The organism is Citrobacter rodentium NBRC 105723 = DSM 16636, assembly GCF_021278985.1.
Lineage (GTDB): Bacteria > Pseudomonadota > Gammaproteobacteria > Enterobacterales > Enterobacteriaceae > Citrobacter_A > Citrobacter_A rodentium.
Map to the genome: position 1 here is coordinate 5,106,290 of NZ_CP082833.1, position 25,343 is coordinate 5,131,632.

A 25,343-nucleotide genomic window follows, 5' to 3' on the forward strand; every position below is an offset into this window, starting at 1 on the left:
GAGGTGTCCACATGAATATTAAACGTATTGGCCTCGATCTCGCAAAGCTGGTTTTTCAGCTTCATGGCGTTGATCACCATGAACGCGTTGTTCTCCGTAAAACACTGCGCCGTTCACAGATGCTTGTCTTTTTCGCCCGGCTTGAGCCCTGTCTTATTGGTATCGAAGCCTGCGGCTCCTCGCATTACTGGGCCAGAGAGTTGACCCGACTCGGGCACTCTGTCCGTATTATCCCGCCCCGGTTCGTTAAGCCTTATCTGAAGGGCAACAAAAACGATGCCAATGATGCCGAAGCTATCTGCGAGGCCGTCAGCAGGCCCGGTATGCGCTATGTTGCCGTTAAATCTGAAGCGCAACAGAGCATGCAGGCAGAGCACCGGGTTCGTGCCCGCCTGCTTCGCGACAGAACGGCGCTCAGCAACGAGATACGCGGCATGCTGGGCGAGTTTGGCCTTGTGCTTCCTGTCGGGCTTGCCGCGCTCAGACGAGCACTGCCGGAGATACTTTCTCAGCAGGAACAATGGGATAACCGCTTTATCCGTCTGCTGTGCGAGTTAGCGGAGGAATTGCAGATACTGGATGACCGACTGGCGCGTTATGACCGGCGGCTTAAACAGCTGGCGCAGGACGATGACCGTATCAGGCGGCTTCAGGAGATCAGCGGGATTGGCCCGGTAACCGCCAGCGCGCTGGTTGCAGCAGTGGGTAATGCAAGACAGTTTAAAAACGGACGTGAAATGGCGGCCTGGCTGGGGCTGGTTCCCGGGCAGCACTCAAGCGGCGGAAAAAACCGGCTGGGTCACATCAGTAAGCGGGGTGACAGCTACCTGCGAACGCTGCTGATCCACGGAGCGCGTGCAGTACTGAATGCCTGCGGTAACAAGGAAGACCGTCGAAGCCAGTGGCTGCAGTCAGTGGCAGAAAGACGTAACAGGAATGTCGCAACGGTCGCCATGGCGAACAAAAATGCCCGTATCGCGTGGGCCGTGCTGAGTCGGGAAGAAGAATATCGCGTGATGTAGAACGAAACGGTAAGAGTGAGAGAAAAGAATAATCCTGTCGTGAGATTGCAGAGTCATTAAGCACAAATGTGTAACAGGTAAGACCGACACCTGAAAACTCCGGTTTATCCGAAGGCTCCCTGCGAAGCAAAGCCGTCAGGCCGAATGGAACCAGGTGTGCAGATAACATCATGGCCGGGCACGACGGTGCCGAAAGAAAGGCCGGATATACGAAAGCATCTTACTCCCGTTACACAAAACATGATTAGTGGCTTGCATAACGGGAGGTGTCCATATACGGATAAGGCGTTCGCCGCCATCCGGCATTTCCCGCCCGATGGTGCTTCTCTTATCGGGCCTACGCTAACGGAGATAGCACGATCGTCAATACTCTGAGACGGATAGGGAATGGTAATCCAACCGGCATATCCGCAAGCTATCAGGTTACAGGATCGAATTTTTAGCCGTTGCGCTTTAACCAGCGCATGACTTCGGCAGGTGACATGAAAAAGGTTATTTTCTCTTTAGCGCTGGGCACCTTCGGGCTCGGCATGGCCGAATTCGGCATTATGGGCGTCTTAACGGAACTGGCGCGCGACGTTGGCATCACAATCCCCGCCGCCGGGCATATGATTTCGTATTACGCGCTTGGCGTGGTGGTGGGCGCGCCGGTTATCGCCCTGCTCTCCGGCCGCTTTTCCCTGAAACGTATTCTGCTGTTTCTGGTGACGTTGTGCGTTATCGGCAACGCCATGTTTACCCTCTCTTCGTCCTATCCCATGCTGGCGATCGGCAGGCTGGTTTCCGGCTTTCCGCATGGCGCTTTTTTTGGCGTGGGGGCAATTATTTTGTCGAAACTGGTACGCCCCGGAAAAGTCACCGCCGCCGTGGCGGGGATGGTCGCCGGTATGACCGTGGCGAACCTGATCGGCATTCCGCTCGGCACCTTCCTCAGCCACCAGTTCAGCTGGCGCTATACCTTTCTGCTGATTGCCGTCTTTAATATCGCGGTGATCGTCTCGATTCTGTTGTGGGTGCCGGATCTGCGCGACGAAAGAAAGGGAAAGCTGCGCGAGCAGTTCCATTTTCTCAAAAGCCCGGCGCCGTGGCTGATTTTTGCCGCCACCCTCACCGGTAACGCCGGCGTTTTCGCGTGGTTCAGCTACATAAAGCCATACATGATTTTCGTCTCCGGCTTCCCGGAAACGGTCATGACGTTCATTATGATGCTGGTCGGCCTGGGAATGGTGCTGGGAAACCTGCTCAGCGGGCGGCTGTCCGGTCGTTTCTCCCCGCTCGCCATCGCCGCAACCACCGATTTTGTCATCGTCCTGTGCCTGCTGCTGCTCTTTTTCGTCGGCGGCTACCGGGTCGCCTCGCTGACCGTCGCCTTTATCTGCTGCGCGGGGCTGTTCGCCCTTTCCGCGCCGCTGCAGATCCTGCTGCTGCAAAACGCCAGAGGCGGCGAGCTGCTGGGCGCAGCGGGCGGCCAAATCGCGTTTAATCTCGGCAGCGCCATTGGCGCCTATTGCGGCGGAATGATGCTGACGTTGGGCTTTGCCTGTAACTACGTGGCGCTGCCCGCCGCCCTGCTGTCGTTTACCGCCATGGCGTCATTGCTCATCTACGGGCGTATTCAGGACAGACAGTAGCCCGCGGCCCGTTGCGCTTATCCGCATGGCAAATCACCGCTGCGGCCACAGCCACGCTGCGCCGCGTACGCCGCTGGAGTCGCCGTGCAGCGCTTTGCGCACCGGCGTTTCGCATTCGCCGCCAAAGACAAACTGCCCGATCAGCGCCGGCAGGGTGTTGTACAGGCGGTCAACATTGCTCATCCCGCCGCCGAGCACAATGACATCCGGGTCGAGTATATTCACCACGTGAGCGAGCGATTTCGCCAGCCGCAGCTCATAGCGGCCAAGCGCCAGTTCCGCCAGCGGATCCTGCTCCTCCACCCGGCGCATAATCTCATTGCCGGTAAGCGAATTACCGCTCAGGCGCTGATAGTCGGTGGCGAATCCGGTGCCGGAGATAAAGGTTTCAATGCAGCCCTGTTTACCGCAGTAGCACGGCACTTCTTCGCGGTAGCGCAGCTCATCGTCATCCATCCACGGCAGCGGATTGTGCCCCCACTCGCCCGCCGTACCGTTACCGCCAGCGTGCGCGCGACCGTTCAGCGCCACACCCGCGCCGCAGCCGGTGCCAATAATCACCGCAAATACGGTTTGCGCCCCGGCGGCGGCGCCATCGACGGCTTCAGATACCGCCAGGCAGTTGGCGTCGTTCGCCAGCCGCACCTCGCGTTGCAGACGCGCGCTCACATCGCGGTCGAACGGCTGACCGTTAAGCCAGGTGGAGTTGGCATTCTTGACCACGCCGGTATAAGGGGAAAGGGAACCGGGAATGCCCATCCCCACCGTCCCCGTCTGGCCGGTGGCTTTTTCCGCCATCTCCACCAGCGTCGCAATGGTTTCGATGGTTTGACGGTAATCGTTTCGCGGCGTCGGCAGGCGATGGCGGAACAGCTGCTCCCCGCTTTCGCCGAGGGCGATCACTTCCGTTTTGGTGCCGCCTAAGTCAATACCTATACGCACACGTTGCTCCTTATTTTTTTAGGCAAGATCAACAGAGTAGAGTCGGACGTTCGCTTAAGCAATGCAAGGCTGCCGACAATTCGCTACTATACGCGCTGCATTTAACGACAAGGCCGTGGAAATTATCATGCTGTGGTTCAAAAATTTAATGGTTTACCGTCTTAGCCGCGATATTTCGCTGCGTGCCGAGGAGATGGAAAAACAGTTAGCCTCAATGACCTTTACCCCATGCGGCAGCCAGGATATGGCGAAAATGGGCTGGGTGCCGCCGATGGGATCGCACAGCGATGCGTTGACCCATGCTCACAACGGCCAGATCCTGATTTGCGCGCGCAAAGAGGAGAAGATCCTGCCTTCGCCGGTAATCAAACAGGCGCTGGAGGCGAAAATCGCCAAACTGGAAGCCGAACAGGCGCGCAAGCTGAAGAAAACCGAGAAAGATTCGCTGAAAGATGAAGTGCTGCATTCGCTGCTGCCGCGCGCCTTCAGCCGCTTCAGCCAGACGATGATGTGGATCGACACGGTAAACGGGCTGATCATGGTGGACTGCGCCAGCGCGAAAAAAGCGGAAGATACGCTGGCGCTGCTACGTAAAAGCCTCGGCTCGCTGCCGGTAGTGCCGCTGGCGCTGGAAAATCCAATCGAACTGACGCTCACCGAGTGGGTGCGTTCCGGTAGCGTCGCGCAGGGCTTCCAGCTGCTGGATGAAGCCGAACTGAAGGCGATGCTGGAAGACGGCGGCGTTATCCGCGCCAAAAAGCAGGACCTGGTCAGCGACGAAATCGCCGTCCATATTGAAGCCGGTAAAGTGGTGACCAAACTGGCGCTCGACTGGCAACAGCGTATTCAGTTTCTGGTTTGCGATGATGGTTCGATTAAGCGCCTGAAATTCAGCGATGAGCTGCGCGATCAGAACGAGGATATCGACCGGGAAGATTTCGCCCAGCGCTTTGACGCCGACTTTATTCTGATGACCGGGGAACTGGCGGCGCTGATCCAGAATCTGGTGGAAGGTCTTGGCGGAGAAGCGCAGCGCTAAGTTCGAATGAAGGCCGGATTAGACGCTTTCGCATCGCCATCCGGCGTTTTCGCTTACAGGTAGCGGCAAAGATAGGAGGTCGGCTCTGCGACCTGTAAATGAAATTCGCTGTGTCCCGGCACGTTGAATACCTCTCCCGCGGCGTACACCTGCCACTCAGTGGCTCCCGGCAGCAGCACGTTCAGCGCGCCGCTCACGACGGTCATCTCCTCCGGCTCCGCGGTGCTGAAGGTGTATTCACCCTCCAGCATCACGCCGACACTGGCACGGCCAGTGCTGCTGCTGGTAAAGCCGATCGATTTCACTTTGCCGGAAAAGTACTCGTTACTTTGAAGCATAAACTGACCCTGTCTGGTGGTTAAATTCATTTCCACTATAGGGTCCGGACCTTTGATCTGTCACGTAAAATTAAACCAACAGCTCTGCGGCCAGCCGCGCAATCAGGACATTAGACAGCAAAACCGGAACATCCAGCGCTTTTTGCAGCACATCCCGGTGATACTGATGAAATCCGAGGCAATCCAGCATGATGACGTCCGCCCCTTGCTCCAGCAGTTCCTTTCCGGCATCAATGAGCTGCTGCGCACTTCCATGCACCGGATTAGCCAGCGCATAGACCGGCGGCGACGGCAGCACCTGCCATTTTTCCGCCTGGGTGGGCATTAACTCCACCAGCGGGACAATCACTCCGACCTGATGTCCTTCGACTATCGAAGCTACCAACGGGGGGATAATCCGCCGTGGCTCAAGTAAGATGCTGTTTCGCGCGGTCATATTCTGGATGTTCGCCGTACTCATCAGCAAAATAACGTCGTATCCCTGATTATCCAGCACTTCGATAATGCTTTGCAGATCGCGTTCAACTTTTTTCTTTGAGACAAAAGCCAGTTCGTTGTCATTGAGCAGGGTTAAAAGAGGCTCTTCACCCGCTTCGAGCGCATAATCCGCCAGAACATCTTCGCGGCTCATTTTGCCAAGCAGGCTGTGATGGGTAATATGCTGTTCGTCGATGTACTCAGTCAGCAGCGGCAGGACTTCGCTTGTCGGTACAACGCCAATAGTGAGGATAGCCAACGACGCACTCATTTTTTCCACCTTCTTTATATTCGTCGTTTATACCGGACAAATGCTTTACGCCACGACCGACATTTGCCTTGTGCAAATCTCAAATGCAAAAAAGCGTAGCAGGCGCCGGGCGAAGCATTATGTAAAGATTCCAGATAGCTCCAGTAATAGCTTGTTATCGTTTAATGTTCTGCGTTTAACAAAAAGTATTATCTGCGAAATTTGTGATGTGGCTTCAGTTTATTGACAACTCAGACTCCCTTCCGAGCGGCGTGTATATCAACTTTTTTCAGGATCTTCGTAACGTTTCTTCGCATCCATCGCCTCTTCAGCGGTAGGATGCTCGCTGATTAACGAGTCGGGTTTCGGATGATCGGCACGCAGCTGATACCAGGTTACTGTCTGTCCCGGCGCCCCTTTTTCAATGGTGACGATATACGCTTCCCGTGGGTAAGGTGGTCTGGTCGGCATGGTTCTTCCTTCTTCTCTGGATGAGCCTTAAGTATAGACACCGCCTTGTTTACGCTGCACGGTCTGCGCCAGCGCATGGCGAATTTCAGAAATCACCTGGTCGGGCGAACCGGTGGCGTCAACGATGAAATGCGCCGCCTCGCGATACAGCGCGTCACGCTGTTGCAGAACTTCCGCCACCTCTTCACTGAGCGGTTTACCGGTAAGGGCCGGTCGTAGCGCTTCTTCCGGCGAAGCGGCAAGCCGGTTTACCAGAATCGACACCGGCGCGCGCAGATAAATGACGGTCCCGTGCTCGCGCATAAAATGACGGTTAACGGGCGTCAGGATAATCCCGCCGCCGGTCGCCACCACCGTCGCAGAGGCGGTGACCGCTTCCAGCGCCGCCGTTTCTCTGGCGCGGAACCCCTGCCAGCCTTCGCGTTCGACAATTTCCGCCACCGTCATTTGCGCCTGTGACTGCAACCATTGGTCGGTATCGACAAAGCGGCAGTCGATCGCCGCCGCCAGCGCCATGCCAACCGTTGTCTTTCCACAGCCGCGCGGACCAACAAGATAAAGCGGTTGTCTCATTGTGGGCATTCCCCGGAAAACCGCATAGCTGCGGGATCAAATAGCGTTAATGTAATAATCATACCACTAAACTAGTACAACGTTAAGTGTAAAGATATCATTCCACTGCCGATGAAAATATCAATATACTCCGACTATAACAAGAAACAGCCGGGAAAAAACTGTAAAAAATAAATTACATATTTTCTTTTCTGCGCTTGGCTTCCAGCCACCATTTCTCCAGCTCGGCGGCAAAATGCTGACGATCGCGCGCAGAGAGGCTGTCCGGCCCGCCCGTCTGGACGCCGCTGGCGCGCAGGGTTTCCATAAAATCGCGCATCGTCAGGCGCTCGCGGATCGTCGCTTCGCTGTAGCGTTCGCCGCGCGGATTGAGCGCTGCCGCCCCTTTCGCCAGCACTTCTGCGGCCAGCGGAATATCCGCCGTGATCACCAGATCGCCCGCCGCGCACTGGCGCACGATTTCATTATCGGCCACGTCGAAACCGGCAGGAACGCGCAGGGTACGAATAAACGGCGACGGCGGTACGCGCAGGCTCTGGTTGGCGACCAGAATCAGCGGCAACTGCATACGCCCGGCGGCGCGAAAAAGGATCTCTTTAATCACATTCGGACACGCATCGGCGTCCACCCAGATGGTCATAGTCTTTCCCGTCTTTGGCACAATCCGTTATTGTCTCGCGCTTTGGCCCGGCGGCAAAGTGCTGTTTGCCCTTCATGCGCCTTTCATTCCGCGTTAAGCTAGGCTTCATCAATCAAAACAACGATGATCACGCATAGGGAGTGACGAGATGGATAAGAAAATCGGTTTTATCGGCTGCGGCAATATGGGTAAGGCGATCCTCGGCGGCCTGATTGCCAGCGGCCAGGTGCTCCCCGCTCAGATTTGGGTATACACCCCTTCACCTAAAAAGGTCGCCGCGCTGCATGACCAGTACGGCATTAACGCGGCGCAGTCCGCGCAGGAAGTGGCGCAAATTGCCGACATTGTGTTTGGCGCGGTGAAGCCAGCCATTATGATCAAAGTGCTCAGCGATATCACCTCCAGCCTGAATAAAGAGTCGCTGGTGGTGTCTATCGCCGCGGGCGTCACGCTCGATCAGTTAGCCCGCGCGCTGGGGCACGATCGCAAAATCGTCCGCGCGATGCCAAACACGCCGTCGCTGGTGAACGCCGGTATGACCTCCATAACGCCGAACGCGCTGGTGACGCCGGAAGATACCGCCGACGTGCTGAATATTTTCCGCTGCTTCGGCGAAGCGGAGGTGATTGCCGAATCGATGATCCACCCGGTTGTCGGGGTCAGCGGCTCTGCGCCTGCCTACGTTTTTATGTTTATCGAGGCAATGGCCGATGCCGCCGTCCTGGGCGGAATGCCGCGCGCGCAGGCTTATAAATTCGCCGCGCAGGCGGTGATGGGCTCCGCGAAGATGGTACTGGAAACCGGGGAACATCCGGGCGCGCTGAAAGACATGGTCTGTTCACCTGGCGGTACGACGATTGAAGCGGTGCGGGTACTGGAAGAGCGCGGATTCCGCGCGGCGGTCATTGAAGCAATGGCGAAGTGCATGGAGAAGTCAGAAAAGCTCAGTAAGTCCTGACTATTCAACCGGACGTTACGCCGCCACTTCGGTGCGGTTACGTCCGGCGTTCTTTGCTTTATACAGCGCCAGATCGGCGGACTTAAGCCATTCGCGGTAGTGGCCGAACTGCGGCGTTAACGGCGCGACGCCCACGCTGATGTGCAAAATCACCTGCGGAGCGCAGGCCAGCCGTAAAGCGCGTAAACCCTCGTGGACCCTGGACATGGCGGCAATCGCGCTTTCGGCGGGCGTCCCGCACATGATCACCGCGAACTCGTCGCCGCCAAACCGCCCTATCACATCGCTGCTTCGCAGGGTTGTCCGCAGCTGTCGGGTCAGCGCCTGAATGGCTTCATCGCCGACGTCGTGGCCCCAGGTGTCGTTGATATCCTTAAAATGGTCGATATCAATGATCAGCAGCGTGCATTCGCGATGTTGCCGACGACACAGTTCAAACTCGTTACGCAGCAGCTGTTCCCAGTGCCGTCGGTTATAGACGCCGGTCATCCCGTCCCGCGAACTCATAATCTGTAGCCGTCGCTTGTGCTCCGCCAGCCGGGTGGCAATCTGATAACTCAGCCGGGCAAACAGCAGGGGATAAATCACCATCACCGGCAATGTCAGCCAGCCTACCAGCGGGATGCTCATCAGGATAAGCGAGCCGCCGGTCAATTGCAGGGTCACCAGACAGGCGACGGCCATCATAGACAAGCCGATAACCGACAGCCGTAAGCCGCCCGCGCCCATCAGGTTCATACTTACGATCATCAGCAGCGCGGCGGAGGGCAGCGCGTTCATCCCCATCAGCCCAACCCACATACCGGCGAGGATCGCATCGGCTTTCAGGTTATTAAACTCCTGCCCCCGCGGATCGATCGCCCGGCTGGCGATCTGCCAGGCGAGATGCGGCCAGACAAACGCCCAGCCGACCAGCAGCAGCCACCAGCCGCCCGCCACGGGATGGGTGACGAGGGCGGCGGCAATGGGAAAGAACATCCCACCCAGCGCTACCGCGCGCGGCGCTCTGACGCGCCGGGCAAACCGCAGGCCGGAACGCTGGAGGTCGTGTGGCGGCGTTAAAGATGAAGTCTCATCCACCGCGACGGCGCGTTTGTAAAAATTTTCATCATTCATTATTTTTTGGGAACATTCTGAAACATTTTCCCAATTATAGAGAGGGGACCGGCAGGGGAAGTATGAAATTTCGGGTGAGCTTATCTCTCAGCTCACCCGTTAGCACTAAGCGATCAGGCCATCAGATGCATGCCCGTTTCAGGCCGCTTTCTTCAGACAGGCGCTCATAAACTTACTGCGATCGTCGCCCTTCAGCGACTGCTGCGTCGCCTGGCTGTTGCACTCACGCATTTTTTGCTGTTGCGGGGTGAGGCTCTTTTCGCCGGGGGCTGACTGGCTGTTTTTAAGGCAATCACTCATATACGTCTTACGGGCATCCCCTTTCAGCGTCTGCGCCGTCGCCTGCTGATTACAGGTGGTCATGCGCTGCTGTTGCGGGGTTAAGGTTTTCTCGGCAGCGCCGACTGTCGTTAAAAAGACAAGACCAAATAACAACGTTACTAATAATGTAATTTTCATAGCACCATCCTTTTTTGAGCCAGATCTCAGACGATTGATTCGTGAAATGCCAGCAGGCGCGGGGCCGTCTGGCATAGCAACGATCCGGAAACGGATGCTCGTACTGATGCCATTAAGTCTGGTCGCTAAGCGGAAAAAAACCACCCGCCAGAGAAAGTAATTCTGCCAGAGGCGGCATTACTTCAGGCCCAGCGCCGCTTTCATGGTGTAGAACAGATCGGTTTGATCGGTCAGCCCGACCACGTTCGCCGCATGCGGCCCGTAAGCGGCGATGCGCAGCTGGCTGCCGGTATGCTCCTGGGAATCTTCTTCCGAGTTGCCGTAGCTGATGACCATCACCGCGCCATCTTTGGTGTTCAGCGCCTGCGTCAGCCCCGGCGCTTTCGTTTCGGGCGCCACGATCTGGCTGGCATGAGCATGATCGGCGGTAACGATCACCAGCGTATTGCCGTCTTTCTTCGCAAAGGCCAGCGCCCTCTGTACGGCTTCATCAAGATCCACCGTCTCGCCAATCTGTCCGCACGGGTTCGCGGCGTGATCCTGCTTATCGATAGACGCGCCTTCCACCTGTAAAAAGAAGCCCCGCTCATTTTTGCTCAACAGTTCGATGGCTTTGTCGGTCATCTGCGCCAGCGTGGGAATCGCGTCATTGCGTTTCGGATTTGGCGTACAGGTCACGGCAGGTTTATCAATATTGCCGTGGTACGAGGCCTTCGGCCCTTCCCAGCGCACCGGCATATTCCCCTCTGCGAACAGTCCCAGCAGCGGTTTGTCCTGATTCGCTTCGTCGATCGCCGCTAAAGAGGCGGCATCGCCGACTAACTGGTAGCCGCGCATCTGCGCCTGCTCACGCAGCGTTTTCCCCTGCCACTCGCCGGCGGTTGCCGTCTCGGCGAAGGTTTTCGCGCCGCCGCCCAGGGTGACGTCCGCCCGCGCGTTCAGGAGCTGTTCAGTAATCGAGCCTTTGCCGCCCTTTTCCAGCGCGTTTGTCGGACATTTTTCGCTGGTCGCCGTCGGGCCATAGCATTTGCGCGAGGTGACATGGGCAATCAGCGCTGCCGGGGTGGCGTCCTGCAACTCCGCGGTCGAGACGTTGCCGGTAGCCAGACCTGCGGCCTTCGCCATTTCGAGAATGGTCAGATGATCTTTTTCATGAATATCGACCCCCAGCGCGCCGTTGTAGGTTTTCACCCCTGTGGACCACGCGGTGGCTGAGGCGGCGGAATCGGTCACGTAATCTGGTTTGCCGGTTTTTTTATTCAGCGCATAGTGGGTATATTGTCCGGTCAGCGGCAGGGCATCAATACCTTTAAAAAAGCCGCCGGCGCCTTCGGCATAATTTCGTGCGGCGGTTATTTCAGAATCTCCCATTCCGTCGCCGATCAGCAGAATAATATTTTTCGCCGGTTTATCATTTAGCGATTCACGCAGCGCCGCCGTTTGATCGCCGGTTAATCGGCGCGCGCCGCCGGGCGTAGTAATATCGCCCTGCGCCGCACGATTATCCAGCACGGATATTGTTGTGGTGTCCGCCTGACTGGCCGGAGCCAACAGCAAAGGCAGCAAGGCAAAAATCATAGCGCTTTGTTTCACTTTATTTTCTCCATGTATAAATACAGTTAAAATAAAAAACAAAGCGACTATAGGTGACTGATATGACAGGTTGATGACAGTTTAGCGTTGATAATTCCCGGAATATTTCAGGATGCGGAGCGATGATAAAAAGCGCCTCTTCAGGCGCGCTACAAACCCCGTAACGGAGTCAGTCAACGCACCTGCAACGTGAAATATGGCGGATATAGCACTAATAACGAGGATGTTTTAACAGTTTTTGTACGTACTGGCGCAGCAGTTCCCTATCGTCATCAGGAATGCTGGCATCCGGCTTTACGCCGTCAAGCGCCCCTTCCACCTGCTGAATCAAGGTATCCTGCTCATTTTGCGCCATATTACGTAACATCGCCGTGACGATAATCTCTAAGGCTTCTACCTGAGCAACCAGTTCTTTCGACTCTTCTTCTTTCTGGGCAAGCTTAAGCAACAACTCAGCAATGAGATTTTTCATGACTCTATTCCCTTCTCCTGTGAAACAGGACGTTATCACTATGAACTCATGCTGCATAGATGTATGAAGTAGTATTTTTATAAGAAAGGAAAGACTTTGCGTAAATAATCACAAATTAACGCAAGCGAAACGTTTCTCAGCAAAGAAGAGTTGCCTGAATAAAAAAACCGGCGTTCAATTATCACCTTCAACCATAATCTTTAGTTATGATAAACAACGCCGGATTTATCTTAAGTCATTTTCTGTTATTAATTCATACCGTTGCGCTACGTTTTCGCCGCCGACGCAGCGTTAACGTTAACTGCAACACGTTTATCAGAACAATAATAGCAGTGGCGATAAATACCCAGCGGAAGCCGGCCATCGCCGATACCGTCGCGCCCATCAGCGGGCCTGCGACGTTGCCGAGATACATAAACGACTGGTTATAGCCGAAAATACGTCCGGTAATTTGATCGCTGGAATATTTGACCAGCAGGGTTTGTACCGCGGGCAGCATAGCGCCATCGGCAAAGCCAAGCAGAAAACGCAATATCCCGAGCTGTAATGGCGTCGTTACCCAGGACATGGCAAAAAACAGCACTACCGCGCAGATAAGCGTCGCCAACAAAATTCTTTCGGTGCCGATGCGGTCGCCAAGTTTCCCCAGGCGCGGCGCGGAGATAAGCGCCGAAATACCCGGCACAGAGGCGATCAGTCCGCTGAGAAAGGCGATGTTATTACTGTCTGGCGCCATCGACTTAATGAACAGCGCCAGGATCGGGCTGATGGAGCCATTACACAGTTGGATCACCAGCGTGGTGAAAAAGAGGCTGATTATCAGCGCCGGATACGGCAGCGAAGCAAAGACTGCCTTGCCGCTCAGACGTTCGCTTTTTTTCAGCGTCGGGCGCGCGCCCTCTTTAATTAAAAAGAGCGTTACCAGAAAGCTCACCACCAGCAGCATCGCGGTGATAAAAAAGACCGGGCGCAGGCCGACATGGTCGGCAATAAATCCGCCCATCAGCGGACCGCCAATCACGCCGCTGATTTGCGCCGTCGCCAGCGTGCTGAGCGCCCACCCGCTTCGTTCGCGCGGCACCTGCGACGCCACCAGCGCCATCGCATTAGGGATATAGCCGGAGGTTAAGCCCATAATGCCCCGCAGCAGAAAAAGCTGCCAGACGTTGGTGGCGAAGGCCTGGAGCAGAATGGCAATCGCCATGCCAAGCGAGGCGCGCAACAGCATCAGCTTGCGTCCTTTACGGTCCGCAAGGCTGCCCCATAATGGCGACACAATCGCGGAGATTAAAAAGGTGACGCTGAAGGTAAGACCGGACCACATGGAGAGCGCTTCATGAGAGGAGACGCCTAACTGCGAAATATACAGCGGTAAAAAGGGCAGGATTTGACTGATTGCCAGGCCGGTAAAAAAGCAGCCGAACCAGACGGAAATGAGATTAACTTTCCAGGATTCCATAAACGCTCATTGAGATAACTGGCTGAAAACGCGGCATAGTTTAGCAATAATGCGTCAGTTGAATGGTTCAGGAGATGCGATTGACACCAGTTTGCCATTTTATCTCCCCGTTCATCAGATTTGTGAAATATATCACAATGAACCCCCTCCGATAACAGGGTTTTATGCTTAGCGGCAGAGCCCGTAGCCGCGCATCCCGAGATGAAAATGGTTGGCATGAGCGGCGTTATACTCCGGGCCTAAGCCGTTGCCATAGTATTGACAGCTCGCGTTGAGCAGCGCGCGTAGCCAGGGCGCGCTGACTTCCTGTTTCCAGCCATGCAGCACGCTGATGCGCCGCCCGTCGGCAAGGCGAAAACCGCTGATGTCCAGCGCCTGCGCGCTGGCGTGTTCGCTACGGCGCGCATCCGGGCGATGATAAATATTGCGACAGGCGAAGCTGCCGAGGTGATCGATACGCACCAGCCTGCTGGCCATAAACCGTTCGGTCAACGGCCTCGCCTGCTGCTCCACGAACAGCGCCGAGCTGAGCGCCAGGGGACAGGAGGCGAGAAAACTGCTGCTCAGTTTAACGACGCCGAAATCCCTGACGCGCACAACGTCGGTTAACGGACATTCGCCTGCGCTGTCGGCCACCGGCTGTGAGGAGATTAACTTCTGCTGATTAGCCTGTTCCAGCAGCGCATGACAGCGTTCCGGCGTCAGCTGCCGCAGCTTAAATTGGGTAAGCCAGCCTGGCGGATCGGCGAGCTCCAGCGGAGCAAACGGATTGTAATATGACGGCAGATAGCGGTATCCCACGCCACACGCCGCGCCCAACAGAATAATGACCAGCCAGCCTTTACCTTTCACGCCCCCTCCTTTGCGTTTCACTCTGACATTATGGCAGAAGCCCGCGAATCGCTCTTATTGTCGTGGTAATGTATACGCTTTGCGTTTGATGGAATGGGTTTTTTAAGATGGCGAAATTGCGGGTAGGAATCGTATTTGGCGGGAAATCAGCGGAACATGAGGTGTCTTTGCAATCGGCAAAAAATATTGTCGATGCCATCGACAAGACCCGCTTTGAGGTTGTGCTGTTAGGTATTGATAAACAGGGGCAGTGGCACGTCAGCGATGCGGCCAACTACCTGCTCAACGCGGACGATCCCGCGCACATTGCGCTGCGTCCTTCCGCCACCCGTCTTGCCCAGGTGCCGGGTCAACATGAACACCAGCTTATTGATGCCCGGACCGCCACGCCCCTGCCGACAGTGGATGTGATATTCCCAATCGTCCACGGTACGCTGGGCGAAGATGGTTCGCTACAGGGGATGCTGCGGGTGGCGAATCTGCCGTTCGTCGGTTCCGATGTGCTGGGCTCGGCGGCTTGCATGGACAAAGATGTGACTAAACGCCTGCTGCGCGACACCGGGCTGAATATTGCGCCATTCGTGACTCTCAGCCGGGCCAATCGCCATACTTTTAGCTTTGCCGATATAAAAGCGCGTCTCGGCCTGCCGCTGTTCGTGAAGCCAGCCAACCAGGGCTCTTCCGTCGGTGTCAGTAAAGTGACCAACGAGGCGCAGTACGCCCAGGCCGTCGCGCTGGCGTTCGAATTCGATCATAAGGTAGTGGTAGAACAAGGGATCGTCGGGCGCGAAATTGAATGCGCGGTGCTGGGTAACGATCGTCCACAGGCCAGTACCTGCGGCGAAATCGTGCTGAACAGCGATTTTTACGCTTACGACACCAAATACATCGACGATAACGGTGCGAAAGTGGTGGTGCCTGCGACGATCGATCCGCAGATCAACGACAAGATCCGTGATATTGCCATCCAGGCTTACCAGACGCTGGGCTGTGCCGGTATGGCGCGCGTCGATGTCTTTTTGACCGCGGAAAATGAAGTGGTGATCAATGAGATCAACACGCTGCCGGGCTTTACCAACATCAGTATGTACCCGAAACTCTGGCAGGCCAGCGGGTTAAGCTATACCGATCTGATCAGCCGTTTGATTGAACTGGCGCTGGAGCGACACGCTGCGGATAACGCGCTGAAAACGACAATCTAAGCCATGCACTCATTGCCTGATGGCGCTGACGCTTATCAGGCCTACAGCCCGGGCCGCTATCAGGCCTGGACATATCGTAGGCCGGATAAGGCGTTTACGCCGCCATCCGGCGTTCGGCGGCTGCCCGGGTCGCGATTCGGCTATTGCCTGATGGCGCTGCGCTTATCAGGCCTACAGCCCGGGCCGCTATCAGGCCTGGACATATCGTAGGCCGGATAAGGCGTTTACGCCGCCATCCGGCGTTCGGCGGCTTATCACTCCTGCGCAGTTTCATCCTCTTCCACCCGACGGCGGATAATCAGCCCCGCCAGCCAGAAGCTGATTACCCATGTCACCGCCCCTACGGCATAGGTTTGCCAGCCTTTAGCGTCAAAACCCAGCAGCCCGACAATACCGTTCAGGATGAAAATTAGCCCGATGGCAAAGGCGTAATAGTGCCAGTCACGGCGGATTTTTACAGGCAAATTCATAACGGCTCCCGAACGGAAAAAACATGCTGGCATATTACCGGAAATACGTCTGCGCGATCTGCGGAATTTCTTAAATGTTGCCTAATTTAACTCAAAGTAACAGATTTGTGACAAGCAGCAAAAATCTGCATTCCAGGACTCCTCCCAGGCTGAAATTACCATCATTCTGATATTGACAAACGTGATGACCTGTCAGACTCACACTATGTCCCTGGCATGTGCCGGACAGAAGGCAGAATATCTCGCGGAGGTCATATATGGCTGATTTCACACTCTCAAAATCCCTGTTTAACGGGAAACATCGTGAAACCTCCTCCACCCCTGGCAACATCGCCTATGCGGTGTTCGTACTGTTTTGTTTTTGGGCCGGCGCGCAGATCCTGAATCTGCTGGTCCATGCGCCGGGCGTTTATGAGCATCTGATGCAGGTACAGGAAACCGGACGTCCGCGCGTGGAAATCGGCCTCGGTGTTGGCACGATTTTCGGTCTGGTGCCGTTCCTGGTCGGCAGCCTGATTTTCGGCGTTATCGCCGCCTTCCTGCACTGGCGTCACCGCCATCACTGATTGCATTTGCGGGTGAGCGCTGACTCACCCGATTCGCCGTTATCGCCCCATACACTTCGCGCGCCGATCGTCGACCCGTTTGGCAAACCAGGCGGTGGTCAGGTTGCGGGTAATTTTCGGGCTTTCCAGCTGTATTCCCGGCAGCATTTCACGCGGCAGCTTCTTGCCGGTTTTCTTTTCAGCCAGGGCATACACTCTTTCGTACAGCGCCGTCTCTTCAAACGCCAGGCTGTCCCCTTTTTCCAGCTGCCGACGGATAGCGCTCTCGCTGAGATCCAGCTTGTCCGCCAGCTTACGCACCGCCAGCTCGGTTTTACCGGCGTCCTTACTCCCGTACATGATTAAATCGCCGTCCAGCGCCAGCTTCACGCCGCTGGCTTTGCTAACCGCATTCTGGAATGCGGCATTGCGGCTGGCATACCAGCCGGCATTAAAATCGGCAAAGCGGAATATCGGCGCGCTGTAGTTTGCCGGATAGTTCAGCAGATGGTACGTTCCGAACCACAGCCCGCCGCGACGAGTGAACACTTCCTGACGCACCGTTCCCTCCATCTTCCACGGATAACCTCTGGCGTGCTGCTCGGCGAAGGCAATGCTGACCTGCATCGGTCCGCCCGTATGTACCGGATTGAGCGAACCAAACAGCGTCTGCCCCATCGGCACCATATTGATAAAATCATCGAATATCGCGCTGAGCTGCTTTTCCGTTCTCACCTTATCAAGGCGTTCGCTGTAGCTTTTACCGTTCGGCGAGGTGATTTTCAGCGCGGTATGTACCAGAAAAACCGGGATATGCATACGTTCAGCGCGGCGGTCGATCTCCTGCCAGGCGATTTTGCTTAATCCCGGCACCACCGGATCGGCGGTATAGCCGGACTCCTGCTGGGCTACCGCCAGCACCGAACAGACGTTTTCTACCGTCGGGGCGATTTTCTGGCTCTCAAAGGTTTTTGCGAGGTCGTTGGCCCAGTCGTCCCGGTCTTTAACGCTGGCCGGCATTTTCTGGCGCACCACGCTCGCCACGTCGACGGGTTTCTCCCCCTGTTTTAACGGCTGCGCCGTGCGGGTACTACATCCGACAAGCACCAGCCCGGCCAGTAATGATAAAGGATAAAGACGAGACGCCGCCGCCATAACGTTTCCTTATGTTAACCAAGAGTGTGGGTGACAACCTGAATCTCCTTGTCGTCCAGCGTATGTTCAAAGCTACGCAGACGTTTGTAAATTGACATCAGCTCCACCAGCGTAGTCCATGAGTTTATCAGATACTGAAACGCCCCACGCACCTGACCAAAAACGTTGGTAATTTGCGTCATCAGACCGAGCGTAAGCGTACCGGCGACAATCGACGGAAACAGCAGGAACAGGCCGAAAACGTTATCCGCCTGCAGGTATAAAATGCGCGCGATATTGAAATACATGTAGTGAAAATAGAGGCGAAAGTAGTTCTGGCGCACCGCGCTGAACAGTTCGCGCACGGTCGGCGGCGCGGCGCGGCTGGCATCGTCTTCGCCATAAACCAGCTCTTTACGGTAAGCCGCTTCGACGCGCTGATTTTTAAACTCCAGCCCCGGCAGCTTAATGCCGACCACCGCCAGCAGGCCGGTTCCTATCAGCGACCAGACAATCGCCGCCATCACCAGGCTATACGGCACATGCCCGACAACCGGCAGCTCCGGCACATGCGCCGACAGCGTAATCAGCACCGGCAGGAAGGCGACTAAGGTCATGATGGCGTTAATAAAACTCACGCCCATGTTTTCCAGCGTCGAGGCAAAACGCATGGTATCTTCCTGCACACGCTGCGCGGCGCCTTCGATATGGCGAAGATGCTGCCAGTGGGCCATGTAATATTCGTTCATTGCCGTACGCCAGCGGAATACATAGTGGCTGACGAAGAAATTGTTCAGTACGCTTATCACCACGGCAATCAGCGCGATGCCAAGAAAGATGCCGAGTCCGTTGTAAAACTGCGCCATCGTCACCTTATGCGGCGAAGTGAGCGCTTGCTGAATTAAATCGTAGAACGGAGCGTACCAGGCGTTGACCGCCACGCCGACCTCAACCAGAAACCAGGTGACAAAAATAATCAGCGCGGTGCCGGTAATCGACCAGTACTGCCAGCGGTGCGGACTGTAGGTAAACCAGAAGAGAGCGAACGCGCCGACGCACAGCGCATAATAAGCGTAGAAAATCAGGTAGCCTGGCGACCAGAAGCGCGCGGCGCTAATGGGCGCATCGCCCGACGCGCCGGACAGATGCGCCAGCCTGGCTCCTCCGCCCGCCTGCCAGAAAATGATGGCAATGACGGCCCAAATCAGCGCCGAGAGAAAAAAAGGGCCCGGCTTTGGGAAAAAAGACTTGAACATATGCTCTCCTGCTAACTTCTTATGGTTATGACAACTGCTGTGCTGAAAATAAAAAGGTCACCATCAGCGAAACCGCCCTGTGTGACCAGAACGGCGCATCTTAGTTCGCAGACCGTTCAGAAGGAATTGTTTCGACCCATTACAATCGCCGGGTCAAAATCGACGGCTACTATACGCTCAGGATCACAAAAATGGGCTTTCTCTGGCCTTAAAAAACGGCACATTTACGCGCCGTTACGTTTTTATAACTATCCTTGCTTTAATTAGCGCTTTGAAAAAGGCGACGCCGGAGTATAAATACCAACAGTTTTTTAACTTCATCTGACTCATGGACACCACCGTTGAAACGTAGTCTGCTTTTTTCTGCCGTGCTCTGCGCGGCGTCATTGACCTCAGTCCAGGCGGCGCAGCCGATTGCCGAACCGGTTTTCGCTTCCGATATCGTTGAACGCTACGCTAACCACATTTTTTATGGCAGCGGTGCGACGGGGATGGCGCTGGTCGTTATCGACGGCAATCAGCGCGTCTTTCGCAGCTTCGGCGAAACCCGCCCGGGCAATAACGTCCGCCCACAGCTCGATTCGGTCATTCGTATTGCCTCAATCACCAAGCTGATGACCAGTGAAATGCTGGTGAAGCTGCTCGATCAGGGAACCGTCAGGCTGGACGATCCGCTGAGTAAATATGCGCCGCCCGGCGCATACGTTCCTTCGTATCAGGGGAAACCCATCACCTTAGTCCACCTGGCGACGCACACCAGCGCCCTGCCCCGCGAACAGCCCGGCGGCGCGCCCAAGCGTCCGGTTTTCGTCTGGCCGACCCGGGAGCAGCGCTGGACGTACCTTTCTGATGCCACCCTGAAAGCGGCCCCTGGCTCGCAGGCCTCTTATTCGAATCTGGCCTACGACCTGCTGGCGGATGCGCTGGCTAACGCCGCCGGCAAACCTTATAGCCAGCTTTTTGCGGAAAAAATCACCCGCCCTCTGGGAATGAAGGACACCACTTTTACGCCGTCGCCCGATCAGTGTAAGCGGCTGATGGTGGCGGAAAAAGGGGCCAGCCCGTGCAATAACACGCTGGCGGCGATTGGCAGCGGCGGGGTGTATTCGACGCCAGGCGATATGATGCGCTGGATGCAGCAGTATCTTTCTTCTGACTTTTATCATCGCAGCAATCAGGCTGACAGGATGCAGACGCTGATCTATCAGCGCGCGCAGTTAACGCGGGTCACGGGGATGGATGTTCCAGGCAAGGCCGATGCGCTGGGGCTGGGCTGGGTCTATATGGCACCGAAAAACGGTCGTCCGGGGATTATTCAAAAAACCGGCGGCGGCGGTGGCTTCATTACCTACATGGCGATGATCCCGCAGCAAAACGTCGGCGCGTTCGTGGTCGTGACACGCTCTCCGCTTACGCGTTTTAAGAATATGAGTGACGGAATTAACGATCTGGTGGTTGAACTGAGCGAAAACAGACCGCTGGCGGTTCCCGCCTCCTGATCAATACTCATAGGGCAAACGGTTAATTTTTACCAGTTTGCCTTTATTCATTTCGATATAGCCGCCCTTACGTAACGCGGCAAGCACTTCTGCCACAACGGAGCGGGAGATACGGGTGCGCTGATGGATGTAGTTCATGACGCCAATGCGGGAGCGTAGCGCCTCCTCCCACTCATTCATGGTAATAAGCGTGGAGCGGATCTGTTCATAAGAATTATTGCCAATCAGCTGTCGGTCACGCAATTCAAGAAATCGGTTGAGCCAGGTTATCCAGTAACACGCTTCACGCCATAACTGACACTCCTCAATAACTTCGACAGTTTTCGTTGAGGGGAGATAATATCCTGAACATGCCCCTTCAGTGAAAATATCGTATTGAACTTCATTTTTCATTACGCCATTATCAAGGCCTAAGATAACCGGCGCCTGCCCAATACCCACCAGAACCTGTTCCTGACGTCTTAGTGAAATAAGACCTTCCTGAATCACAATAGTATTGTCATGGGCGATATTTTCGGAAAAAAGACATTCTTTTTGACGGGGAATTTCGAAACGCGTACCGTATTTTGATAAGCATTTATTAAGAAGAGCAAACTCTTTAAGCGGCTTGTCTAAAGATAACATACTTGCTTTCCTTGCAGTAATGCCCATCAGATCCTTGATGGGCATTTTTTACCAGTTCAAATACGCTTAAATCATTTCCGCCAGGGAAAGATTACCAGGTATATTTAACGCCGAGGTTAGCAGACCAGTCCTGATCAACATCGCCGCCGCCGAGGTAGTTAACGTCAGTATAAGCGCTGAAGTTTTTCGTAAAGCTGAACTGCGTGCCCAGACCCACACGAACTGCAGAACCTTCGGTGCCGTTATCGATGGAATCACCGTTTACGTGAGCATCGTTGTTCGCATCGTCATACACGTAGGCCAGCTTGAAGTACGGCGTCATCGCCTGATCGTCGCTGTAGGTGAAGGTGTAACCCGCATCTACGCCCAGTTCATAACGGATGCTGTCGTAAGACTGTCCGTCAACCCGCAGGTTGTTGCTCAGACGGTAGTCGTCGCCGGACTGGAACAGACCAGATACGCTGCCGTACGGCGTCAGGTAACCCGCATCGCCCAGTTTCCAGTCATAGCCCAGTTTCAGACCAAAGCCCCAGGCATCAGCAGAGGTGTTGCCATCCACATACTGACCGTTGCTCATGTTCGCGGTCAGATCGTTGTTGAAGTGGGAGTAGCTCAGGTTGCCATCGACAAAGACGTCGTTTGCAAAGCGTGCAGAAGAGTAGATGTAAGCAGACTGGCTGTCCTGATCCACCTGACCTGTACGGTCGCTCATATCACCTTTGGCAAAGCCTGCTGCCGCACCGACAATCCACTTCGCGTTGTTGCCGTCAATTTTGGTATCGACACCGACCATAATGCCGTTAACATCCTGATCGTATTTGATGGTGCCATTGTCGCCGTTAAAGTTACCGCCGAAGTAGCTCACCCATGCGCCGCCGTTATCCGCCAGACCGTGACGGGCGTTGGTCAGACGCGTGCCAACGGTATCCTGCTGCAGATTCCAGATATTGCTGTTAGCAGACGGGATGCTCAGCGCCATGTTCGCATAGTCAGTCAGCTGCATCTGTTGCAGAACGACAGTGTTGCCTTCCTGACGCGCCTGATAGGTAAATGCGCCCAGGTCCGCTTTGTTCGCGGCGGAGAAGGTGGCAGTGCTGTTCTTATCGTTTACATAGATCAGCTCTTTACCTTTGTAATCCGCAACGGAACCTTCGCCAGTGGCGTTGTCGATACGTACTTTATAGTTACCGGTTGCCGCCGCTACGCCGTCGCCAGCGTTATCAACTTCCGCCAGATCGGCGCTGTAAGCATCGCCGTTACCGTTAATGGTCAGGTGACCATCGGAGTTCATGGCGATGATACCGTAGCCATAGTTGGACTTAGTGGTATCCCATGTCCGGTCGTTCGTCAGGTCGGCATCCAGCACAAAGCTGTTGCTGTGAACGTTAAACACACCGGCATTAACGTGACCATTCGCATCCGTGTAGCTGGTCAGATTCAGGGTATCAGCCTGCAGCGCATACGCGGTGCTGTTGCCCACATCCAGAACACCGTTGTTAGTGACGTTGATGGTATTGGCATACAGAGCCGCATCGTTTACGCCCCAGCCAGCAGAAACATCATCAGCAATGGTTACGGTACTGTTATTAACAGTCAGCTTGTCGGTGGCGACATGACCATCTTCGTTGATGTTCAGCGCAGCGCCGCCAGTCAGATCGATGGTATCAGAAATCAGCGTAGAGTCAGCAACATTAACAATTGATCCGCTATTAATATTCAGGGTATCAATCAATGAGGATTTTGTGGTATCCCATTGCGAACCGTTGTTCAGCGTTACGTTGAACAGACCGCTCTGATAGACCTCATTACCCACTACATGACCATTTTCATCATAGGCGGTATCGCTGTTATCAACGCCGTAGGTTGACCACGGCCACAGGCTGTTGGCGGCGATATCAATCAGCGTAGAGGTCGCTTCCGTTCCTGTTTCGATGCTGTCATAAACGCCATCGCCATCGGTATCAACCTGATGTACGGACATCGCCGCACCCACCCACTTACTGCCGTTGTTCAGCGTCAGATCGAGACGGTCGGTGCCATCCCAACCGTTCGTGTCAACGTTGGTATCGGTGTCGCGATAGCTGTCTGCGCCGTTCGGGAAGAAGTTTTCGTCAAAATTGCTGGCGAAAACAACGTCGCCCATCAGCGTAGAGTTGCTGAACGTTGCGGTGGTCTGCATGGCGTTGTCTGCAAACGGATTCGCGTAAACCTCTAAGGCCACGTCATCCGCACTATAACCAGAGCCGTTGTAGTCGCTGGCGTTATTATTGTTACCGAACCATCCGGAAGTACCTTCATCCGACCATGAACCGGAAGTCACGGTAGAATCGGCTACGGTAATCTTATTGGTAAATACTTTGCTGCTGTTTACCCCGGTGCTGACGGTATTATCATCAGTATCTTCCCACTCATAGCCCTGAATCAGGCTAATACCCGCTACGTGAGAGTTATTTTTGATAACCAGGTCAACTTCCTGATCCAACGTAACTGCTACGCCCAGATTATAAACATCAAAAATATGCGTATCGGCAGTGCCGTCAGTGTAGGTGCCGTTATAGGTATAGTGTTCGTAATTGTCGTCGATGGTGGAGTTATCAACGGTCAGCGCCAGACGATCGTACACATAACCGGTATCACGGTTCACACAGTCTGTGGTCATGCATTCAGACGTGATCATGCCATGAATGGTGCTGTTTTTGATTGTCAGGCTGTTGTCATTGGCGTTGGTCGCCAGACCATCATCCAGATAATAAGTCGAAATCACGCCGTTAACGGTTGAATTCTTGATTACCGGATAGATATTGCCGTTGTATACGCTATTGGTCGCGTAGTTATTCCAGCCAACGTAACCTTCAAAATAAACGCCATCCGCGTGGGTGCTATTATCATAGTGCGTGAACGTATTATACGTGGTGCCGGAAATATCCGTTGAAGCATTTGCCTGAGAAGTGATTGCCAGAGTGCAAGCCAATGCTAATTGTGAGACTACGAGTTTCTTTTTCCAGGAGTGCATTTGTCATCCCTCCTCAGGGACGTAATAGTGTTGATCCATCAATTATTAATGCAGCGAAAACAATTTTGTTTTGCAGGAGGGATTATGCGTCGTCTCAAAAGAAAGGTTCAATTATTCTTTCCGTTCCGTCCGGATTCGGACAATAATAATAAAAAGAATAATATATTAAGAATGAAGAGATATTTGTATTTATTATAAGAGAAAAACAATCATAAAGACAACATTAGTAAAACACATGTCAGAAGATTCAGGGTATACTGCTATTTCACTTTCACAAACATCAGGCATCCCATGACAGACTTAATCCAACGCCCACGTCGCCTGCGCAAATCCGCTGCGCTGCGCGCCATGTTTGAAGAGACAACACTCAGCTTAAACGACCTGGTGTTGCCGATCTTTGTTGAAGAAGAACTCGACGATTACAAAGCTATCGAGGCAATGCCCGGCATCATGCGCATTCCGGAAAAGCATCTGGCGCGCGAGATCGAACGCATCGCCAGCGCCGGTATCCGCTCCGTCATGACCTTTGGTATCTCTCACCATACCGATGAAACCGGCAGCGATGCCTGGAAAGAGGACGGTCTGGTCGCCCGGATGTCACGCATCTGCAAACAGACCGTGCCGGACATGATTGTAATGTCAGATACCTGCTTTTGTGAATATACTTCTCACGGTCACTGCGGCGTCCTGTGCGAGCACGGCGTCGATAACGACGCAACGCTGGCCAATCTCGGCAAGCAGGCCGTCGTCGCAGCCGCGGCCGGGGCTGATTTCATCGCGCCTTCCGCGGCAATGGACGGGCAAGTGCAGGCGATTCGTCAGGCGCTGGACGCCGCCGGTTTTACCGATACGGCTATCATGTCCTATTCTACCAAATTCGCCTCTTCTTTTTATGGTCCGTTTCGGGAGGCGGCGGGCACCGCGCTGAAAGGCGATCGTAAAACCTACCAGATGAACCCGATGAACCGTCGCGAAGCCATTCGCGAATCCCTGCTCGACGAAGCGCAGGGCGCGGACTGCCTGATGGTAAAACCGGCTGGCGCCTATCTTGACGTGCTGCGCGACATCCGCGAACGCACGGAGCTACCGCTCGGGGCCTATCAGGTCAGCGGTGAGTATGCGATGATCAAATTCGCCGCCATGGCGGGAGCCATTGATGAAGAAAAAGTGGTGCTGGAAAGCTTAGGGGCGATCAAACGCGCGGGCGCGGATCTGATCTTCAGCTACTTCGCGCTGGATCTGGCGGAAAAGAAAATTCTGCGTTAAGCACTTCGTTATTTATTGCCGGGGAGGCGGTTACGCCCTACC

Annotated in this window: 25 protein-coding genes; 8 read left to right on the forward strand and 17 right to left on the reverse strand. The window is 54.8% G+C overall.

Annotated elements, in window-relative coordinates:
• The first annotated feature begins 11 nt into the window (after positions 1-11).
• A complete protein-coding gene (locus K7R23_RS24325) occupies positions 12-1,022 on the forward strand; it encodes an IS110-like element ISCro5 family transposase (RefSeq protein WP_012904517.1) in 1,011 nt (336 codons plus the stop codon).
• A 482-nt stretch (positions 1,023-1,504) separates the two neighbouring features.
• Positions 1,505-2,653 carry an MFS transporter AraJ gene (gene araJ, locus K7R23_RS24330; RefSeq protein ID WP_012904795.1) on the forward strand — a complete coding sequence of 383 codons (1,149 nt, stop codon included), beginning with the start codon at positions 1,505-1,507 and terminating at the stop codon, positions 2,651-2,653.
• 33 nt (positions 2,654-2,686) lie between these two features.
• On the opposite strand, the gene mak is transcribed toward araJ, so the two are convergent.
• Positions 2,687-3,595, reverse strand: a complete 909-nt coding sequence (gene mak / locus K7R23_RS24335; RefSeq protein WP_012904794.1) for a fructokinase — start codon at positions 3,593-3,595, stop codon at positions 2,687-2,689.
• 127 nt (positions 3,596-3,722) lie between these two features.
• Between mak and rdgC the strand changes: the two genes are divergently transcribed.
• Positions 3,723-4,634, forward strand: coding sequence for a recombination-associated protein RdgC (gene rdgC, locus K7R23_RS24340; RefSeq protein ID WP_012904793.1), 912 nt, complete (start codon positions 3,723-3,725; stop codon positions 4,632-4,634).
• Between the two features lie 53 nt (positions 4,635-4,687).
• On the opposite strand, the gene ppnP is transcribed toward rdgC, so the two are convergent.
• The 5 genes from ppnP to K7R23_RS24365 form a co-directional block, all read right to left on the reverse strand.
• Complete coding sequence (ppnP, locus tag K7R23_RS24345) at positions 4,688-4,972, reverse strand: pyrimidine/purine nucleoside phosphorylase (RefSeq protein ID WP_024132514.1); 285 nt, start codon at positions 4,970-4,972, stop codon at positions 4,688-4,690.
• 70 nt (positions 4,973-5,042) lie between these two features.
• Positions 5,043-5,720 (reverse strand): AroM family protein, encoded by a 678-nt coding sequence (locus tag K7R23_RS24350; protein WP_012904791.1) that lies wholly within the window; start codon positions 5,718-5,720, stop codon positions 5,043-5,045.
• A 258-nt stretch (positions 5,721-5,978) separates the two neighbouring features.
• Positions 5,979-6,170, reverse strand: coding sequence for a protein YaiA (gene yaiA / locus K7R23_RS24355; protein WP_012904790.1), 192 nt, complete (start codon positions 6,168-6,170; stop codon positions 5,979-5,981).
• 27 nt (positions 6,171-6,197) lie between these two features.
• On the reverse strand, positions 6,198-6,743 hold the full coding sequence (gene aroL, locus K7R23_RS24360; RefSeq protein ID WP_024132513.1) for a shikimate kinase AroL: 546 nt from the start codon (positions 6,741-6,743) through the stop codon (positions 6,198-6,200).
• 175 nt (positions 6,744-6,918) lie between these two features.
• A complete protein-coding gene (locus K7R23_RS24365) occupies positions 6,919-7,383 on the reverse strand; it encodes a YaiI/YqxD family protein (protein WP_012904788.1) in 465 nt (154 codons plus the stop codon).
• A 148-nt stretch (positions 7,384-7,531) separates the two neighbouring features.
• Between K7R23_RS24365 and proC the strand changes: the two genes are divergently transcribed.
• Positions 7,532-8,341, forward strand: a complete 810-nt coding sequence (gene proC / locus K7R23_RS24370) for a pyrroline-5-carboxylate reductase (protein WP_012904787.1) — start codon at positions 7,532-7,534, stop codon at positions 8,339-8,341.
• A gap of 15 nt (positions 8,342-8,356) precedes the next feature.
• Here the strand turns inward: proC and adrA are convergent, their stop codons facing one another.
• The 6 genes from adrA to K7R23_RS24400 all read right to left on the reverse strand — a co-directional run bounded on the left by adrA (position 8,357) and on the right by K7R23_RS24400 (position 14,313).
• The gene (gene adrA / locus K7R23_RS24375; RefSeq protein ID WP_012904786.1) at positions 8,357-9,457 is read right to left on the reverse strand and encodes a diguanylate cyclase AdrA; all 1,101 of its coding nucleotides are present in this window, start codon (positions 9,455-9,457) and stop codon (positions 8,357-8,359) included.
• A 138-nt stretch (positions 9,458-9,595) separates the two neighbouring features.
• On the reverse strand, positions 9,596-9,916 hold the full coding sequence (gene psiF / locus K7R23_RS24380) for a phosphate starvation-inducible protein PsiF (RefSeq protein WP_012904785.1): 321 nt from the start codon (positions 9,914-9,916) through the stop codon (positions 9,596-9,598).
• Between the two features lie 177 nt (positions 9,917-10,093).
• Positions 10,094-11,509 carry an alkaline phosphatase gene (phoA, locus tag K7R23_RS24385; protein ID WP_012904784.1) on the reverse strand — a complete coding sequence of 472 codons (1,416 nt, stop codon included), beginning with the start codon at positions 11,507-11,509 and terminating at the stop codon, positions 10,094-10,096.
• Between the two features lie 211 nt (positions 11,510-11,720).
• Positions 11,721-11,981, reverse strand: coding sequence for an anti-adapter protein IraP (gene iraP, locus K7R23_RS24390; protein WP_024132512.1), 261 nt, complete (start codon positions 11,979-11,981; stop codon positions 11,721-11,723).
• A gap of 253 nt (positions 11,982-12,234) precedes the next feature.
• Positions 12,235-13,440 carry a multidrug efflux MFS transporter gene (locus tag K7R23_RS24395; protein WP_012904782.1) on the reverse strand — a complete coding sequence of 402 codons (1,206 nt, stop codon included), beginning with the start codon at positions 13,438-13,440 and terminating at the stop codon, positions 12,235-12,237.
• Between the two features lie 168 nt (positions 13,441-13,608).
• On the reverse strand, positions 13,609-14,313 hold the full coding sequence (locus tag K7R23_RS24400; RefSeq protein WP_012904781.1) for an extensin-like domain-containing protein: 705 nt from the start codon (positions 14,311-14,313) through the stop codon (positions 13,609-13,611).
• Between the two features lie 86 nt (positions 14,314-14,399).
• On the opposite strand from K7R23_RS24400, the gene ddlA reads away from it, so the two are divergent.
• On the forward strand, positions 14,400-15,494 hold the full coding sequence (ddlA, locus tag K7R23_RS24405; RefSeq protein ID WP_012904780.1) for a D-alanine--D-alanine ligase: 1,095 nt from the start codon (positions 14,400-14,402) through the stop codon (positions 15,492-15,494).
• 254 nt (positions 15,495-15,748) lie between these two features.
• Here ddlA and K7R23_RS24410 read toward each other — a convergent pair whose 3' ends face one another.
• Entirely contained in the window at positions 15,749-15,964 is a 216-nt protein-coding gene (locus K7R23_RS24410) for a DUF2754 domain-containing protein (RefSeq protein ID WP_024132509.1), read from the reverse strand.
• A 257-nt stretch (positions 15,965-16,221) separates the two neighbouring features.
• Between K7R23_RS24410 and K7R23_RS24415 the strand changes: the two genes are divergently transcribed.
• Positions 16,222-16,530 (forward strand): YaiY family protein, encoded by a 309-nt coding sequence (locus K7R23_RS24415; protein WP_012904778.1) that lies wholly within the window; start codon positions 16,222-16,224, stop codon positions 16,528-16,530.
• A gap of 39 nt (positions 16,531-16,569) precedes the next feature.
• On the opposite strand, the gene K7R23_RS24420 is transcribed toward K7R23_RS24415, so the two are convergent.
• Positions 16,570-17,664, reverse strand: a complete 1,095-nt coding sequence (locus K7R23_RS24420; protein ID WP_012904777.1) for a DUF1615 domain-containing protein — start codon at positions 17,662-17,664, stop codon at positions 16,570-16,572.
• A gap of 14 nt (positions 17,665-17,678) precedes the next feature.
• Positions 17,679-18,899: a peptide antibiotic transporter SbmA gene (gene sbmA, locus K7R23_RS24425; protein WP_012904776.1), complete on the reverse strand. Its 1,221-nt coding sequence runs from the start codon at positions 18,897-18,899 to the stop codon at positions 17,679-17,681.
• Between the two features lie 341 nt (positions 18,900-19,240).
• On the opposite strand from sbmA, the gene ampH reads away from it, so the two are divergent.
• Positions 19,241-20,398, forward strand: coding sequence for a D-alanyl-D-alanine-carboxypeptidase/endopeptidase AmpH (ampH, locus tag K7R23_RS24430; RefSeq protein ID WP_012904775.1), 1,158 nt, complete (start codon positions 19,241-19,243; stop codon positions 20,396-20,398).
• On the opposite strand, the gene K7R23_RS24435 is transcribed toward ampH, so the two are convergent.
• On the reverse strand, positions 20,399-21,022 hold the full coding sequence (locus K7R23_RS24435) for a helix-turn-helix domain-containing protein (RefSeq protein ID WP_024132508.1): 624 nt from the start codon (positions 21,020-21,022) through the stop codon (positions 20,399-20,401).
• Positions 21,023-21,113: 91 nt separating this feature from the next.
• Positions 21,114-24,035 (reverse strand): autotransporter adhesin EhaB, encoded by a 2,922-nt coding sequence (gene ehaB, locus K7R23_RS24440; protein ID WP_012904773.1) that lies wholly within the window; start codon positions 24,033-24,035, stop codon positions 21,114-21,116.
• Positions 24,036-24,326: 291 nt separating this feature from the next.
• Between ehaB and hemB the strand changes: the two genes are divergently transcribed.
• A complete protein-coding gene (hemB, locus tag K7R23_RS24445) occupies positions 24,327-25,301 on the forward strand; it encodes a porphobilinogen synthase (RefSeq protein ID WP_012904772.1) in 975 nt (324 codons plus the stop codon).
• Positions 25,302-25,343 lie beyond the last annotated feature (42 nt).